Source organism: Geobacter sp. FeAm09 (assembly GCF_008330225.1).
Taxonomy (GTDB): domain Bacteria; phylum Desulfobacterota; class Desulfuromonadia; order Geobacterales; family Pseudopelobacteraceae; genus Oryzomonas.
This window is the reverse complement of record NZ_CP042466.1, coordinates 4,047,091-4,063,610: the sequence shown is the minus strand read 5'-3', so window position 1 is coordinate 4,063,610 and position 16,520 is coordinate 4,047,091. Positions and strand designations below refer to the sequence as shown.

General features: G+C 61.0%; 10 protein-coding genes, 1 tRNA gene and 1 pseudogene. 1 reads left to right on the top strand and 11 read right to left on the bottom strand.

Annotated features, from left to right (window positions below; translation table 11 throughout):
- Positions 1-94: 94 nt before the first annotated feature.
- From FO488_RS19045 to radA, 11 genes and pseudogenes are all read right to left on the bottom strand, one after another.
- A complete protein-coding gene (locus FO488_RS19045; RefSeq protein ID WP_149212009.1) occupies positions 95-1,582 on the bottom strand; it encodes a hypothetical protein in 1,488 nt (495 codons plus the stop codon).
- 63 nt (positions 1,583-1,645) lie between these two features.
- Complete coding sequence (locus FO488_RS19040) at positions 1,646-1,978, bottom strand: cytochrome c3 family protein (protein WP_149212008.1); 333 nt, start codon at positions 1,976-1,978, stop codon at positions 1,646-1,648.
- Between the two features lie 135 nt (positions 1,979-2,113).
- The gene (locus tag FO488_RS19035) at positions 2,114-3,538 is read right to left on the bottom strand and encodes a flavocytochrome c (protein ID WP_149212007.1); all 1,425 of its coding nucleotides are present in this window, start codon (positions 3,536-3,538) and stop codon (positions 2,114-2,116) included.
- A gap of 303 nt (positions 3,539-3,841) precedes the next feature.
- Entirely contained in the window at positions 3,842-5,257 is a 1,416-nt protein-coding gene (locus FO488_RS19030; RefSeq protein ID WP_149212006.1) for a sigma-54 dependent transcriptional regulator, read from the bottom strand.
- Complete coding sequence (locus tag FO488_RS19025; protein WP_149212005.1) at positions 5,254-7,023, bottom strand: transporter substrate-binding domain-containing protein; 1,770 nt, start codon at positions 7,021-7,023, stop codon at positions 5,254-5,256. The genes FO488_RS19030 and FO488_RS19025 overlap by 4 nt, the downstream gene beginning before the upstream one ends.
- Positions 7,024-7,201: 178 nt before the next feature.
- Positions 7,202-9,919 carry an ATP-binding protein gene (locus FO488_RS19020; RefSeq protein ID WP_149212004.1) on the bottom strand — a complete coding sequence of 906 codons (2,718 nt, stop codon included), beginning with the start codon at positions 9,917-9,919 and terminating at the stop codon, positions 7,202-7,204.
- A gap of 127 nt (positions 9,920-10,046) precedes the next feature.
- A complete protein-coding gene (locus FO488_RS19015) occupies positions 10,047-11,033 on the bottom strand; it encodes an ABC transporter substrate-binding protein (RefSeq protein ID WP_205743311.1) in 987 nt (328 codons plus the stop codon).
- 428 nt (positions 11,034-11,461) lie between these two features.
- Positions 11,462-11,537: transfer RNA gene (locus FO488_RS19010), tRNA-Ala, on the bottom strand.
- Positions 11,538-11,551: 14 nt separating this feature from the next.
- Positions 11,552-12,925, bottom strand: a complete 1,374-nt coding sequence (locus tag FO488_RS19005; RefSeq protein WP_149212002.1) for a GAF domain-containing sensor histidine kinase — start codon at positions 12,923-12,925, stop codon at positions 11,552-11,554.
- Between the two features lie 41 nt (positions 12,926-12,966).
- Positions 12,967-13,323, bottom strand: coding sequence for an RNA polymerase-binding protein DksA (gene dksA / locus FO488_RS19000; RefSeq protein WP_149212001.1), 357 nt, complete (start codon positions 13,321-13,323; stop codon positions 12,967-12,969).
- A gap of 92 nt (positions 13,324-13,415) precedes the next feature.
- Positions 13,416-14,764 (bottom strand): annotated as a pseudogene (radA, locus tag FO488_RS18995) (DNA repair protein RadA).
- A gap of 164 nt (positions 14,765-14,928) precedes the next feature.
- Here radA and FO488_RS18990 point away from each other — a divergent pair.
- A complete protein-coding gene (locus tag FO488_RS18990) occupies positions 14,929-16,518 on the top strand; it encodes a HEAT repeat domain-containing protein (protein ID WP_149212000.1) in 1,590 nt (529 codons plus the stop codon).
- The last annotated feature ends 2 nt before the right edge of the window (positions 16,519-16,520 follow it).

The following is a 16,520-nucleotide window of genomic DNA, read 5'->3' as shown; positions in this document are numbered from 1 at the left end:
TTGGCCCGGGCTTGAAACACGCCATGCGCTCTCAAAGGTTTTCACGGTTTCCGTAGTGCATGGGAGCGCCGCACCGTCCCATAGTGAAAAATCACTAGAACTTGAAGTTCACCAGCAGGCTTGCCAGGTACGGGTTGTCCGGCGTTTTGCCATTTGCGGCCAGGTTTTTGTAGAAGTCCCCGAGAAACACGTAGGCGAAGCGTGGTGTGATCGTCAGGTTTTCCTTTGCCTTGAACGGCAGGGACACATTGGCTTCCGTGCCCAGATATTCGCCCGATGCGGCGACAATATTCGAATTGACGCTTTCGACGGCGCCGAAGCCGGCATTGACATTGGCCGACAGGCGGCCGGTCAAGGGCAGGTCATAGCCGATGGCTCCCAAAACGACCCCCATGCCCGCATTGTTGTCATAGAAGAGGGCATTGTTCCTGCTCATGACCAGGGAATCGCGACTCAGGATCTGCAAGCCGCTACAGGTGTAGCCGGCCTCGCCGCCGATGACCTGGAAGGAAGAGGTCCGTCCCGTCGAGGTGCCGCTGTCGCCGCTCATGTAGAGGAATTCCGATTTGACGGTGCCGGGACCTGCCTTGATCCTGGCTCCCAGGTTGCCGGCCATGGCATGGATGTCGCGGTTGGTCGTCCTGCCGATCTGGTAGACGAAAAAGCCGTCGATCTGGGCGGGGCCGAACTTGCCTTTGGCGCTTACCCCCAGCATGTGCACATTCTCACGATACTTGGCTGTGGCGTTGGTGCTGGAGAGCTTTTTGGCGATGTCGCTGTAGAGCAGGTAATAACTGGCGCCCACCGTGAGGTTGTTGTTGACGTCGTATTTGGCGTCCAGGATCCAGAAGTCGGCTGACACGTCGCCGTAGGCGGCGCCGTTTGCCCCATTGGTATTCGTCACTGCCAGCCCCCCGCCGAACAGGTTGCCGTTGGTGTTGGGCGTGGGCTCGCCGGTGCCGGTGTAATCGGTGGTGGCGGAATAGCTGTTCAGGCTGCCGTTGTCGGCAAAACGGGAGAAACCGACGGTCAGGGTCGTTGCGCCTATTTTCGAAGACAGGACTGCCGCCGCGGCGTCGTTGTCGAGGATGATCCCTTTGTAACTGTCGGCCACCGGCTGGATACCGAGCCTGCTGTTGACCGGTATGCCGATATTGAAGGAATAATCGAGATAGGCCGACTTGGTGCGCAGGTTCACATAATCGGCACCCACGGCCCCGCCCCCGGAAATGCCGGTGCCATAGTTGTTGTCGCCCCAGCGGGAGTTGATCTCGAAATTGGTCACCAGCTTCAGCTCTTCATCCACCCGTGCGATGTACATGAGCCGGAGGCGCTGATCGAGGAAGTTGGCCGTTGCCGGGTGCTGCTCCCTGATATTTGCGGTCTTCGGGTCCTGGGCGAAGATGTTGGAGCCGTTGTAGGTATAGTAACTGGCTGCCTGCGACCCCAGATAGTTGCTGTCGACAGCGGCCAAGCGATACATGCCGTGGAACTCGTTCTCCAGGGCCTGCGCCGGAGTTGTGCCCGCAGCCGTCAGGGCGCAGGCCACTAACGCTGCCATGATCTTGATGTTATGTTTCACCTGCCCGTCTCCTTTCCACATTCCGAATCTATGGGATCGTCACTTCGCGACGTTGTGCCGCGCTCATTTCTTGTGGCACTGATCGCAGTAAATCTCTAAGGGCTTATGGCCATGGTGGCAGTTGTTGCAATCCAGGTCCGGATAATGCCCGTCATGCGGGTTGGGATGCAGTTTCATCGTCCTGGGGGAAAGCTTGAGCTTTGCGTACGATTCATGGCAGCTCAGGCATTTGTCCATATCGACGCCGTCCTTTTTGTCCTTGTCGCCGTGGCAATCCTTGCAGCCGAGCCCTGCCGCCTTGTGCCTGTCGGCAAGCTGGTCTCCGGAAAATGCCGGAACACCCGCCCAGCACACCGCACATACCGCCGCAAGCATCATTATGGTTTTGCTCTTCATATCGTTTCTCCTTTTGCTTCGTGCGGAACGGGCTGTCCGGCGCACTATCGTAAGATCAGAGGACCGTTCCCCCGGCAGAGGCGCCGAGGGAACCTTGGTCCGTTGCCAGCACGAACTTTCGCGCGGGATGGCCGGTTACTTCAGTTGTGCCGCGTTGGTACCTGCGATGCGGCCGAAGACGAAGATGGCGGTCAGGGAGTTGCCGCCGGCCCGGTTGGTGCCATGGATGCCGCCGGCAACCTCGCCGGCTGCGAAGAGGCCCGGAATCGCCTTGCCGTCCAGGTCGATCACTTCCGCTTTCGGGCTGATGCGCAGGCCGCCGCAGGTGAAGTGGACGTCGGCGGTTTCAATGCCGAAATAGTACGGGGCCTTGTCGACGGTCTGGGTGAACATGGCCTTGCCGAAGTCGGGGTCCTGCTTGTCTTTGGCGTACTGGTTGTAACGGTCGAGCGTCTGCTGCAGAACCTTCGGATCCACCTCCATCTTCCGGGCCATCTCTTCAACCGTGTCCGCCTTGAAAACGATCCCCTTTTCCAGCTTGGTCTTGAGACTGGCGCCCTTGATGGATTGGTCGTCGGTGATGACCCACATCTTCTGGCCGCGCTGGCTCAGGATCGCATCGGCAATGGCGTCGCGCCGGCCACCTTCGTTGACGAAGCGCTTGCCGTCGAAGTTCACGAAGATGTCGCCGCCCACGTAGTCGATGACCCGGCCGCCGGAGAAGGGGATCAACTGGATGTAATCCATCCCCACGTCGTCGGCGCCGATCTTCTTGGCCATGATGATGCCGTCGCCGGTGCTGCCGTCGAGAGCCTTGCCCTGGGGGTTGGCGGTAGTGCGGAATTTCTCGTTGAGGCGGGGGTTGTATTTCATGCGCATGGGGATGTTAGCCGTAAACCCGCCGCTGGCGATGATGACGGCCTTTGCCAGGTAGGTGTCGGTGTCGCCGGATTTGTTCAGTGCCTTGACGCCGTACACGCGCCCTTCACTGCCGTCCCTGAGCAGGTCCATGACCTTGGTGTTGGTCTTGACGGTGACGCCCAGTTTCTTGGCGCTGTCGTTGAGCACCCTGATGTAGTCCTTGCCGGCTGCGGCTGCGCCGGAGTTGTGGCTGCGGGGATAGAGGCCGCCCCACGCCTCGAACACCCGGTCGTCCCATTTGAGCCCGAGGGATTCGAACCACGTGAGCATGTCGGTGGCGTTATCGGCCAGCACCCTGACCACGGCGGGGTCGTTGCGGTAATCGCCGGCTTTCAGGGTCTGCTCGTAGAAAAGGTCGGGGGAATCCTTGATGCCGGCCTTGGCCTGGCGTTCCGGGTCAGGGGCGTTGACGGAACCGCCGGAGATGATGGTGTGGCCGCCGATGACCGGCAATTTCTCCAGCACCGTGACCTTCGCTCCGGACTGTGCCGCGCTCACCGCCGCCGCCAGGCCGGCCCCGCCGGCGCCGATGATGACCACGTCGTTCGTGAACACCCGCCCTGCGGCGAATGCCGTTGTGCCGCTGACGCAGATCACGGCGGCCGCGACTACAATCCTCCACATGCTGTTGAGCTTCATTTGCTTCCTCCTGTCTCGTGTTGTGTGGTACCGGGTATGCCGATATCGATCTGCACGAGTAAGAGCACGGAGGATGCCAGTTGGCGGAATAATTACAACAACCTGTAATTACATTATTTTTTAGGGATGGCACGGCGAAAGCGCGATTCAGAGGCATAACCGGAGGTTATGCCGGGTGGCGGGATTTCACTATTAACTGCTTTAATTTCAAGATATTAGTCAATACAAGCTAAAAAGACGCCCATAACCCCCGGGCATGGGTATGAGCAATGGTTATAAAAATAACCTGGGGTTATAGCCCCTTCAGCCGCGCAGCAGCTTGAGGCGCTTGTTGAGGGCCGGCTGGGAGATGCCGAGGAGGCGCGCCGCCAGGGTCTGGTTGCCGCCGGCGCGGTTCATGGCCTCCATCACGAGAAATCCGGCGGCATCACCGAAGGTGGGAAGTTCTTCGAACCCGGCAAAGGGGTTCTCTCTGGCAGCCGCGGCGCCGGCCGGGCCGGTGTCGTGCCGGGCGCGCTCAATGGCATCGACGAACGGCTCCAAGGTCAGCATCCGGTCGTTGTGCACGCTGACGGCGTCGTAGACCATGGCCTTGAGTTCGCGGATATTCCCGGGGAACCCGTAGGTGGTGAGGTACTGGGCCAGCCCCTGGGTCGGGGTCGGCCTTTTCTTGCCCAGGGCGCTCGCCGCTTCGGCCAGAAAATGGTTGAGCAGCAGGGGGATGTCCCCCTTGCGTTCCCGAAGCGGCGGGATGCGGACCTGATGGGTGCGGAGGCGGTAGTACAGGTCCCGACGGAATGAGCCATCCGCCTCCTTTGCCGGCAGGTTCTGGTGGGTGGCCACGACGATGCGCGCCTTGAGGCGTTTGGGCCGGTCGCTGCCGAGGGGGAAGTACTCCCCCTCCTGGAGAAGGCGCAGCAGCTTCACCTGGGAGGCGATGCCGAGGTCGCCGATCTCGTCGAGGAAAAGGGTCCCGTTTTCGGCTTCCTCGATCATGCCACGCCGCACGGAATCGGCACCGGTAAATGCGCCGCGCACATGGCCGAAGAGCGTATCGGAAAAGACGGCGTCATCGAGCCCCGCCACATTGACCGTTACCAGCCTGCCGCGGCAACCGCTGAGGTTGTGGGCGGCCTGGGCGAGCAACTCCTTGCCGGTGCCGCTCTCCCCGGTGATGAGCAACGGCTGGGGACTCTTGGCCACCGCTTCCACATAGGTGAACAGCGCCAGCATGGAGCGGTCGCCGGTCACGATGGCGGTGAACGCCTCGGGATGACGCAACTCCCCGGACACGACCCGGCTCGACATCTCATCGTACTCCCGCTGCATCTCCAGCATGCGGACCGCCCGGAGCACCCCGCCCACAATCCGGTCCTCCTCATCGGTCTTGATGAAGTAATCGAAGGCCCCCTGTTTTATGCAGCGCACCGCGGTCGCAATCTGGTTCATGCCGCTGACGATGATGGTGGTGATCTCCGGATGGCTCTCGCCGATCTTCCTGAGGAGTTCTTCGCCGGTCAGGTGGGGCATGGTCAGGTCGAGGAGCACCAGGCCGATTCCCCCCTTGTCCAGGAGCGGCAGGACTTCCCGGCTGTCGGAACAGGTGACGATGTTGGTGATGCCGGCGCTTCCCTCCAGGGTAATGGCAAGCATGTTGAGCCAGGCCGGTTCGTCGTCAACCAGCAGGATACCGAAGCTGGGGTACGGATTTTGGGTCATGCGGTCTGCTCCTCTTTGGCAATGGGAAAGGAGAGGGTCACGGTGGTGCCCTCGCCGGGCTCCGAGTCGAACGCCAGGGTGCCGTCATGGTCCCTGACGATCTTGGCGGATACCGACAATCCGAGGCCGGTCCCCCCACTCTCCCGCTTGGTGGTGAAAAAGGGGTCCGTCAACTGGGACATATGCTCGGGGCTGATCCCGACCCCCTCGTCCCGCAGCCTGAGGATCACGGCACCGGACGGTTGGTGGTACGAGGTCGAGAGCTGGATGCTCCGGCTGGCATCCGGCAGGGCCTGACAGGCGTTGAGAATCAAATTGATGATGACCTGCTCGATCCGTTGGGCATTGCCCCGCACCCGCGGGAGCCCCGCTCCGTAATCGACCGTGAAGGAATCCGTTGCCTTGCGGAATGTCGGCTCGGCAAGGCGCACTGCCGTCTGCACCGCCGTATTGAAATCAAGCAACTCCTGACCGGCACTGTCATCGCGCCGCGCAAAATCCTTCAGGTCGGAGACGATTCGTTTGATGCGTTGGCCGCTATCCTGCATTTCTTCGAGTATGCGGGGAATCTCCGCCTTCATGCGGATGTAGGGCAGGCCTGCCACGGTAAAGTCTCCGTGGTCGCGGTAATATTCCTCGAGGATATGCGCCGTGTCCCTGTGGGCTTTCATCAGGGTCGGGATGCTGAGCAGGATCAGGCCGTTGGGGTTGTTGATTTCATGGGCGACGCCGGAGACCAGGGTGCCGAGGGCGGCCAGCTTGTCGGCCTGGACGAGTTGTTTTTGGTTTATCTGCAGCTCGTGCAGCGCTTTCGTGAGCGATTCGGTCCTTTGGGCAACCTGCTTCCTCAAGGAGCGTGACCAGAATATGGTGCCGAGCAGGATGAGATGCAGGGGAATGACGGCGATCACCACGTATTTGGCAATCTCCTTCCACGTGATGCGCGGAGATTCCTGGACACCGAGCCACTTTTCGTAGATCTTCTGGTACTGGCCCGTCTGTTTGAGGATGGCCAGGCCTTCATTGAAATCGGCCAGCAGTTCCGAGTTGCCTTTTTTCACCGCAAAACAATAGCGGTACGAGACAACGCTGCGTACCACGGGGACAATATTCGTGAGCTTCAGTTCCCGGGCCAGGTAGATCCCCCCCAAAAGCCCAACCCCCGCGTAGTCATGTTTTCCGGAAGCCAAAAGCCGCAATGCGTCGGCCGGGGTATCGGTCAGGATGAGCTTCCCGGCAATCCCCTGACGGGCCAGGAAGTCGTGCATCAGGCTGCCGCGGGCGACGATGACCTCCTTGCCGCGCAACCCTTCGAGCGATTGCAGGGTCGGCATCCCGCGCCGGGCGAAGATGGCGTGGTTGACGTTGTTGTGCGGATTGGAAAAATCGAAAATCCGGGCCCGTTCATCGGTATAGAACATCCCCTGGAGCAGGTCGATCTCCCCGGTTTGCAGCTTGTCCCGCATCTCCGGCCAATTGCCCAGGCGGAACTCGACCTTGAGTCCCATGACCTCGGCCACCGCCTTCGTGAGTTCCACGTTATAGCCGGCCGGCTTGCCGTCCCGGTCGATGAATTCGTACGGGGGCAGGTCCCACCCGCCGCCGACGATAATAACGGAGCTTTTCCGTTTGCCGGCATCGGCACCGGCGGCACAAGGGAAGCAGATGGCAAGGATCAGGCCCGCAACGGCACAGAACACCCACAACCGGAGCAGGACCGGTACGGGGCGATTACGGCGTTCATGTCCCCTGGAATGTCGCATCATAGAGGGCTTTCTCAACGGGCCCGGCCAGCGGCCCATAATCCGGAACCTCGCGGCTTGGCATTGGGTTGGGCGGAAATTATTAGATAATAGCGCGTAAAAGGCAAGCACTCAAATCGGAAACCATACCGGGAAAGTGGTGCACAGTGGAGTGGGGGACGCCTGAAAGGCCTGGTCCCTGTTACCCGTTCAATGTTTCCTTGATCTTTTCATGCAGGGTATGCATATCGAACGGCTTGTGAATGAAGTGCATTCCCTCCTCCAGTACCCCCTTCTGGGCAATGATGTCGGAGGTATAGCCGGACATGTACAGGACCTTGATTGCCGGCCGTACCTGCAAAATCTGCTCGACCATCTCCTTGCCGCTCATGGCGGGCATGATGACATCGCTAAGGATCATGTCGAGAACCGTTCCCGGATCACGGCACAACGCGATCGCCTCCTGGGGGTCGCCGGTCGCGTGGACGGTGTAGCCGATCTCCTCCAGCATCATCGTTGACATCGTGAGCACGGTCTTGTCGTCTTCCACCACAAGGACGGCGCCGGCCCCCGCAGGCGGTTTTTCCCCGTGGGACGGCGGGGCCACGGCGGATTCAGCGGTACTGGGCAGATATATGTTGAAGGTGGAGCCGTGCCCCGGCTCGCTGTAAACCTGGATGAAGCCGTTGTTCTGCTTGACGATGCCAAAGGTTGTGGCCAAGCCGAGCCCTGTTCCCTTGCCGACCTCTTTGGTGGTAAAGAACGGTTCGAAGATGTGCCTTTGGGTTTCGTCGTCCATGCCGATGCCGGTGTCGCTGACCGCTATCCTGACAAAATCACCGGGCTGCGCATCCAGTTGGTACTGGCAGTAGGATTCATCGATGCGGATATTTGATGTTTCTATGCTCAGACGGCCGCCATCCGGCATGGCGTCGCGGGCATTCACCGCCAGGTTCATCAGGATTTGGTCTATCTGGGACGGGTCGACCTTGACCGTCCAGAGGTCTTGGGCCGGTCGGAAAGCCAGGTCGATATCCTCGCCGATGAGCCGCCCCAGGGTCTTCTCCGTCTCCACGATCAGGGTATTGAGGTTGGTCGGTTGGGGGGCGATAACCTCCTTGCGGGAAAAAGCCAGGAGTTGGCGGGTGATGTCGCGGGAGCGTTGCGCCGCCTTGGAGATCTCAACGAGGTTGCGCCGGAGCTTGCTCCCTTCGGCAACGGTGAGCATGGACAGTTCCGCATAGCCGAGGATGACGCCGAGCATGTTGTTGAAGTCGTGGGCGACACCACCGGCCAGGCGGCCGATAGCCTCCATCTTCTGGGACTGCTGGAGTTGCTCCTCCGTCGTGCGGTGTTCGGTCAGGTCCATACCGAACAAAAGCGTCCCGACAACTACCCCGTCTTCTATGATCGGGTTGTTTCTCCAGGAAATGGTCCTCGTTTTGCCATGCTTGGTCAAAAACTGATTTTCGAACGTGCCAACGATTGCGCTCTCTCTGAGCCGTTCGAATTCGGCATGGACCTCGGGAAAACGCTCCCGGGGGCAGATGGCTTCACACCACTCCTTCCCCACCAAGTCTCCGGGAGAGTAGCCGGTGATCATCTCGGCCGTCTGGTTGAACAGGTTCACGCAGCCGTCGACGTCAAGGCCAACGACAATCACGCTGGCCCCCTGAATGAGGTTCTCCGTGTACTCCTTGGCCCGCCGCAGGTTTTCTTCCGTTTGCCGGTGTTCGAGGATCTCGGCCTGCAATTCGTGGTTGGACCGCTCCAGCTCCAGGTAGGACTGCTTAAGCTCCCCGGCCATACGGTTCAGGGCGGTTTCTATATGGCTCCACTCATCGTTTCTGTTGAGGTTGATCCTGGTATCGAGATTGCCGGCCGCAATACCTTCGATCCCCTTTATGATCTGGGCCATCGGCCGGCGGATAACGGAGAGGATGAAGAATATGGCCGCAATACCGGAGGCCAGGACCGATACCACCGCAATCACCTGGGTGCCGCGGCGGGAGGTGACCATGATATCGTGCACATGGCGGCTGATGCCACTGGAAGAGACGGCAAGCTCTTCGTCCATGCGCTGCATGATGCCGTTCACCATCGCCTTTGCCTCTTCCAATTGACGGCTCTGGCGCTGCAACTCCTCCATGGACAGGTAATAGCGGTCAACCATGGCGCGATAGGTCCGCATGGAGGCGACCACCCGGGGGGCGTACGCGGCGATTTGCGGCTCCGATGCCGTCAAGGCCTGGAGTTGCAGGGTGAAATCGTCGATCATGGTAAGCAGTTGCTTGTGCCGCGCGGCGGCAACAACCGTAGATTTGTCGCTGATGGACCGGAAAAACAGCAGGTTGATGCTCTGGAGAGAATCCTGGAAGCCGGCGGTAAGAACCGTCAACTGGTCCATGATGACCGGATCGAGCCCCTTGAGAACCAGTGCGATCTTGGCGTCGCTGATGGTCTGCTCGAGGGCGTCGAGCTCCCCGTGCAGACGCTGTTCCAACTGCTCAACCTGCCGGAGAGCCGTATTGACTCCGGTGCAGACCTCGAAAAGCGTATCCAACCTGCGGGCATACGCCTGAAGCGGCAAGGTCAGACGGCGGTCGCTGCTCTCGGCGCCCAGGCGCTCCACGGCGGCCACCACCTGCCTGCTCTGTTTTTCAAGAACCTTCTCGTTCTTGAGAAAATTCCCCAACAGTTGGTCGGTTTGAGAAAATATTGCCGCCAGTTCCCGCAGCATGCGGGCGTTAGCCATGTTCTGCTTGACATCGGAGCCGACGCTCGTGCCCACCAACCGTTCCACCTTGGCAAACGTGTAATGGGCCAATACGCTCATGACGGCAAACAGCGTCACAAGCAACAGATTCATGAGGATCAGCCGGGTGGCGATCCCCATACCTTTGGTTAGATTACTGCCCATATCAGTCGGTGGTCACGAGCGTGTTGTTCCGCAACAGCGCGGGTCTGGCGGTGAGCCCGGTACCTCCACCAAGGCCTTCGACGTCACGGCACGAGAGACGGCACGATTGCGATGATTGTCACGCATGTCACGGCTCCTTCGTCCGAACCAGTTCGACCCCCCGCAGAACGAGCGGTTTGGGGGTTATACCCAGCTTCTTCATAACCGTCACGTTGATCATCCGTTTGCCGCTGTGATTTTTGACGACAGGAATCCTGGCAACAGGGGTGCCCCCCATGGCCTGCTGAAGCATGCGAGCGACGGTTGCACCCTGTTCCTGGCCCGACAGGACAACGGCCGCCAGGAGACCATATTCGATGTAGTAGGAGTTCCCCGTCAGGGTCGCCTTGCCGAAGGCCCTGGCCACGGTCGACATGGCCTCACGGTCCTTGATCGGGCTGCCGGCCGCGTCGACGATCCCCTCGAGGGTCTCCACGTACAGCACATCGGCGCTCTTTCTGAACTCCCTGGCCATGGCAACAGCCTCCATCAGGGTCTTTGGCATTTTGAAACCCACGACCCTGATGGGATACGATGCGTACTCCTGGTTTACCTGGTTCCTGACTAACCCGGCTACCGGGCTCTCCTTCATTATGAAGCCGATGGTCTTGACGGAGGGGATGAGTTGCCGTGCCAGCACGATGGATTCGGCGATATGGTGGCGTTCGAGAACGCCGGACACGTTGCTGGCCGGATAGCCGTATTGTTCCGGCTCCGCATTCACGCCGCAGAACATGACCGGCGTCTTCACCTTGTCCCTGAGATAGGGGACCACGAACATGGCCTGGGCGTCGTCATCGGCAGCGATAACGCCGTCGGGGCGAAAAGAACGGTAGAGGGCATAGGCTTCCTTGCTCCGCTCCCCTCCGCCGGCAAAATTCCGCTTGGTGTTCAGGTAAAAATACTTAACCTCACAGACGCCACCCAATTGGGAATCAATCCCCTCCTTCTGCTGTTTAACCCAGGGATAATCCTCTTCATAACTCATCACCACAAGCACCCGGCAGCCCCCGGCAGCCAGCGCGCAGGAAGGGGGCATGCCAGCACACAGGCATGCCAGCAGCAGCCCAATCATGTTTTTCATGGCCATGACCTCTGCGATGATGCTTCCCGGCCGCCGATCCCGCCCGGCCGCAGGCGCACCTTGCCGCGCTTCGTGCGGAGGAAGGCAAGAAGCCTGCTCGAATTATGTGCCCATCGGCACATGAAAATGGGCCATCAGGCGCCCCCCCTTTTCACGCTCCTGCGAAAGGAGGCGCCCCACAGGCATAACGACAAAAAAGTGTTTTATATCATACCATTCGCTCGATTTTTGTCAACGACAATTAGGCTTGATAAATTAATGCAATCTAATTGTTCAGGTGTAAATAAAATGCCGTCACCCTCCATGCCATGTCGTGTCATTTCCCGGGGCAGAGCTTGGGCCAAGAACCCGGCCACAACGCGTGCGGTCCACTAAAAACAAAAGGAGCTATGGCGTAAACCATAACTCCTCGATGTATCTGGTGGAGCTGAACGGGATCGAACCGTCGACCTATGCGTTGCGAACGCATCGCTCTCCCAACTGAGCTACAGCCCCAGATCACATGAATTCTATTGCACCGCCGCCTGCGGCAGGGTGACGGTGAACACCGCCCCTTTACCTTCGTTACCCGCTTCGATACTACCGCCGTGATTCTGCAGGATGCGGTTGACGATGGCAAGTCCCAGGCCCGTGCCATGCGGCTTGGTGGTGAAGAAGGGGGTGAAGATCTTCGGCAGCATGTCGGCCGGTATGCCTCCACCCGAGTCCTGTATGCTAACCAATATGTATTTTTTGTCAAGGGATACTTTTTGGAGTGCCACATGGAGCGAGCCTCCGTCAGGCATCGCTTCGCAGGCGTTCAGCATGAGATTCAGAAAAACCTGCTTGAGTTGGTGGGCATCGCCGAGGGTCGGCCAGGGGCCGTCCTCAAAGGAGGTGGCGAGCGTGACGCAGTGATCCTCGAGGGTCGTGGCGCAGCTGGCAAAGCAGTCGTTCAGAATATCGCCCGCGTCGCAGACACTGTAGCAGATGGTCGGCTTGCGCGAAAACGCCAGGATATCGGCCAGCATCCGCTCCAGCCGGCTGATCTCCTTCACAATGGTGTCGGCGTAGTGATGTTCGCGGGAGTTGCAGGAAAGTCCCTTGACCAGCCGCCCGGCAAAACCGCCGATGGTTATGAGCGGATTTTTGAGCTCATGGGCCAGGTTGGCCGCCATCTCGCCGATGGCCGCCAGGCGTTCGCCGTGGACGAGGCGCTCCCGGGCATCGCGCAGGTTGGAGTGGGCCTCTTCGATACGGTTGTAGAGCATGGAGTTTTCAACCGCCATGCCGGCCTGGTTGGCGATGAGCTGCAAAAAATGCAGGTCGTCCCGGCCGATCTCCTTGCTTGAGACGGGGTTGTCCACGACGATGATCCCCAGGGCCTTGTCCCGGGCGATGAGGGGAACGACGGCAAAGGCCGCGATGCCGAGACGGTGGATGAAATCGCAGGTTTCGCAGACGCGGCAGTCATCCTCCCCCAGGGCATAGAGACGGTGCTCGTGGATGACGCGCCGGATAATGGTGCAATTCGCGCTGGCCTCGATCCGGGTCGAGCGGACATGCTTCGAAAAAGCGGATTCCCGCTGGAGGACAATGGCCTCATCGTCGATATCCCAGCGGCTGCTGAGGGCGTCCTCCCCCCCTACCACCTTCATCCCCCCGGCGGTATCCCGGGTGACGCCGAGCATACCCTGCAGCACCCCCGATTTCTCGTTGCGCAGAAACAGCATCGCCCGTTCAAAGAGCCTGGTGCTGTCTGAGGTAAGGGCGGTAAGGATGAGATGGGTCAGCTTGTTGAGGCGAATGGTGGACAGCATGGTATTACTGAACTGATAAAGAATCGTCAGTTCGACGAGTTGCTTGTGGGATGCGGCCTGTTTGGGGGGGGTGCGGGCTTCCATGTCGTACACCTGCCGCAGGGTATGCGGGGGTTGCTGAATGCCTATTGACGTCGTTCTTTTTCTTCCTCTTCCATTTTGCAGTTGATGCAGAGCGTCGTTACCGGACGCGCCTTGAGACGCGCTTCGCCGATCTCCTCGCCACACTCCTCGCAAATGCCGAATTCGCCGGCGTCGATGCGCTCCAGGGCGTCTTTTATTTTGTTGATCAACTTGCGCTCACGGTCCCGTATGCGCAGTTCGAAGTTACGGTCCGACTCCTGGGTGGCGCGGTCGGTGGGATCGGGAAAGTTGGCCGCATCGGAGGTCATTTCCGTGACCGTCTTGTCCGCCTCGCCGAGCAGGGATTTCATCTCTTCGATCAGAACATTTCTGAAGTATTCAACCTTTTCCGCTTCCATGGCCTCTGCTCCTGAATTCATATAAATGTACAGATTTTATAGGTTACCGTAGTCCAAGTCCAGAAAAAAATGGCTGCGGGCCGGGCCGGGCGCTATTCCAGAACGTGGTTCATGGCCTCATCAACCGAGGAAACCCCCACGAGCTTGATCTTTCCCTTCTTGAGCCTTTTCAGGTTGCCGGCAGGCAGGATGGCGGTCTGGAAGCCGAGCTTTTCCGCTTCGGCAATACGCTGCTCCGGCTGGGTCACGGCCCGCACCTCCCCGGCCAGCCCCACCTCGCCCAGGATGACGGTCTGGGGGGCGATCACCTTGTCCAGGTGGCTGGAGGCCACCGCCATGATCATGGCCAGGTCGGCTGCCGGTTCGTTGAGCCGTACCCCCCCGGCGGCGTTGAGAAAGATGTCCTGCCCGGCCAGGTGCAGCCCGACCTTTTTTTCCAGTACCGCCACCAACAGCGCCAGGCGGTTGTGGTCCACCCCGATGGTGGTGCGGCGGGGGACGCCGTAGGACGACTGGCTCACCAGCGCCTGGAGTTCCACCAGCAGCGGCCGGCTCCCTTCGAGGGAGGTGGTGACCACGGAGCCGGCGACCCCGAGGGGCCGCTCGGCAAGGAAGAGTTCCGAAGGGTTGTCCACACAGCGCAGCCCCTCCTGCTTCATCTCGAACACACCGATCTCGTTGGTGGAGCCGAAACGGTTCTTGACCGCCCGCAGGATGCGGAAAGGATGGCTGCCGTCCCCCTCGAAGTACAGCACCGTATCCACCATGTGTTCGAGCACCCGCGGCCCGGCGATGGCGCCGTCCTTGGTGACGTGCCCCACCAGAAAAGCCGGGATGTTGTGCCCCTTGGCCAGGAGCATCAGTTTGCCGGCCGACTCCCTGACCTGGCTGACGCTGCCGGGGGCGGACTCCAGCGAGGAGGTCCAGACCGTCTGGATGGAGTCCACCACCAGCGCCTGCGGCTTGAGGGCTGCGGCCTGGGCGACGATGGCCTCCAGCGAATTTTCCGCCAGGACCAGCAGCCCCTTGTGGGAGGCCCCCAGCCGCTCCCCCCGCAAGCGGGTCTGGGAGGCGGACTCCTCGCCGGACACATACAGCACCGGTCCGCCGCCCGCAGCCAGATTGTTCATGGCCTGGAGCAGCAGGGTTGACTTGCCGATGCCGGGGTCACCGCCGATCAGCACCAGGGAACCGGGTACGATCCCCCCCCCAGTACCCGGTCCAGTTCGACGATGCCGCAGCTGATGCGCGTCTCCGCTTGGCACGGCACATCACAGATCGGTACCGGGCGGGAGGCCCCGCCCGCCGGCAGGCCGGGGGCCGGTTTGGCGGCCGCCTCTTCGGCCATGCTGTTCCAGGCGCCGCAATCGGGGCATTTCCCCAACCATTTCGGTGATTGGCAGCCGCACTTCTGGCAGGCAAAAACGGTTTTATGCTTCATGCTTCACCTCTCTATGTCCGATGCGGCCGCCGGGCAAGGAGCCGACCGCGCGGCCCGGTTCCCGACATGACCGGCGCAGCCGCCGCCCGCATTGGATTTGACAAAAACCCGCCATAATCCGTATAGTATTGCACATCACTCCGGCATTCCACAAGGAAGCGCACATGCAGGTCACCACTCCTTCATCGCCCCCCGCCGTTCTGGAGGCCCTGGGCAACGTCAGCCGGGCGTTGCGTGCATGGCAGTTCTACCCCAAAGGGCACCCCAGCCGCAAGAACAGTATCCTCCAGGCGTACCTCTCCCTCCAGCGGGCGCTGGACGGCAGCGATCTGTCCCTTGTGTGCGGGCGCGGCGGATTCAGCCTGCCGAACGGTGAGCCGCTTCAGGACGGCATGCGCATGACCGCTGCCCTCTCCTTCGAGCTCTTTGCCCGGCGGGCGCAAAAAATCACCTTTCTCCGCGACCTCTTCCAGGAAGATCTCCTGGGCTTCATCAGGATCGTCTCCGCGTCACCCGACGCCATCCAGCAGGCAGGCGGCCTGGCAAGGGTCATGGGCGACCACGGCATCCGCACCATCTGGGCCAACGAATTCGACCTCGCGGCCATCAGGGGCAAACGTCGCGAAGTCGAGTCCCGGGGGGTGGTTCCGCCGGGGCTCGACGAGATCGAAAGGGGCGGCTGGGAGCACCCGGCCGCCCAGGAACTTTCGCCCACCGCCCCCGAAGACGCCGACCCGGAGCAGGCCCTGTACGCCCTCCTGAGCCGCCTGAGCACGACCGTTGACGAAGACATCTACCCCATGCTCGCCCGTCAGGGCATTGCCTGCTGCGAGGCGCTCATGGCCCGCCGCGAGCTGGCGCCCGTACTCCCCCTGGCGGAGATCCTCGCCCAGCATATGGGCGATCCGGGACGCGGGAAAAAGATCATGGGGGTTGCCCGCTTCGGACTTGAGCAGCTTGCCGCGCGGGAGGAGTTCCTCGAATTCGTTCTGGAGAGCCTGGGCACGGCCAACGGAATTTCTCCCCGGGGTGGCCTGGCCGTTATGGTGGCCGGCGGCGAGGCTGCAATCCAGCACGCCGTGGAGAAGATGGCCCTGGCCGATACCCCGGCCGTGCGCAAAAAGCTGATCCAACTGCTGGGACGCCTGGGAGAGTCCGCCGTTGCCCCCATCCTGGCCATGCTGAACGACAAGCGCTGGTATGTGGCCAGAAACCTGGCCGCCATCCTCGGGGACATGGGCAGCCGGGAGGCGGTCCCCGAACTGGAGAAATGCCTGCGGAACCCTGACGGCAGGGTCGCCAAGGAGGCGATCCGCAGCCTGGCGAAAATCGGCGGTCCCCAGGCGGAGACGGCCGTCATCGACATTCTGCGCAGCGCCGACTCGGCGCTGTGGCCCCAGGCGATCGCCTCCCTCGGCGGCATGAAGAGCCGCAAGGCCCTTGCCGTGCTCTTGCAGATCGTCTGCGCCGATGACCGGTTCCTGCAAAACCTCGCCCTGAAATGCGACGCCCTGGCGGCAATCGCCATGATCGGCGACCAGCAGGCAACCCCGCGCCTCGTACGGCTCCTCGAAAGCAGGCACCTGTTCGCGCGCAGCCGCTGGACCCAGTTCAAGATCGGCATCGCCGGCTGTCTGGCCAAACTGGACGACAGCCGCGCCCTGCCGGCCCTGAGAAAGAAGGCGCGCGGCTCGGGCGAGCTGGCCCGTGCCTGCACCGAAGCCCTCGGCGCCATCGAGCGGGCAAAGGAGTGACC

Excerpts from the sequence above, each read along its gene's own strand:
- FO488_RS19040 (WP_149212008.1), bottom strand. The coding sequence starts at position 1,978 with ATGAAGAGCAAAACCATAATGATGCTTGCGGCGGTATGTGCGGTGTGC.
- FO488_RS19035 (WP_149212007.1), bottom strand. The coding sequence starts at position 3,538 with ATGAAGCTCAACAGCATGTGGAGGATTGTAGTCGCGGCCGCCGTGATC.
- FO488_RS19030 (WP_149212006.1), bottom strand. The coding sequence starts at position 5,257 with ATGACCCAAAATCCGTACCCCAGCTTCGGTATCCTGCTGGTTGACGAC.
- FO488_RS19025 (WP_149212005.1), bottom strand. The coding sequence starts at position 7,023 with ATGATGCGACATTCCAGGGGACATGAACGCCGTAATCGCCCCGTACCG.
- FO488_RS19020 (WP_149212004.1), bottom strand. The coding sequence starts at position 9,919 with ATGGGCAGTAATCTAACCAAAGGTATGGGGATCGCCACCCGGCTGATC.
- FO488_RS19015 (WP_205743311.1), bottom strand. The coding sequence starts at position 11,033 with ATGATTGGGCTGCTGCTGGCATGCCTGTGTGCTGGCATGCCCCCTTCC.
- FO488_RS19005 (WP_149212002.1), bottom strand. The coding sequence starts at position 12,925 with ATGGAAGCCCGCACCCCCCCCAAACAGGCCGCATCCCACAAGCAACTC.
- dksA (WP_149212001.1), bottom strand. The coding sequence starts at position 13,323 with ATGGAAGCGGAAAAGGTTGAATACTTCAGAAATGTTCTGATCGAAGAG.
- FO488_RS18990 (WP_149212000.1), top strand. The coding sequence starts at position 14,929 with ATGCAGGTCACCACTCCTTCATCGCCCCCCGCCGTTCTGGAGGCCCTG.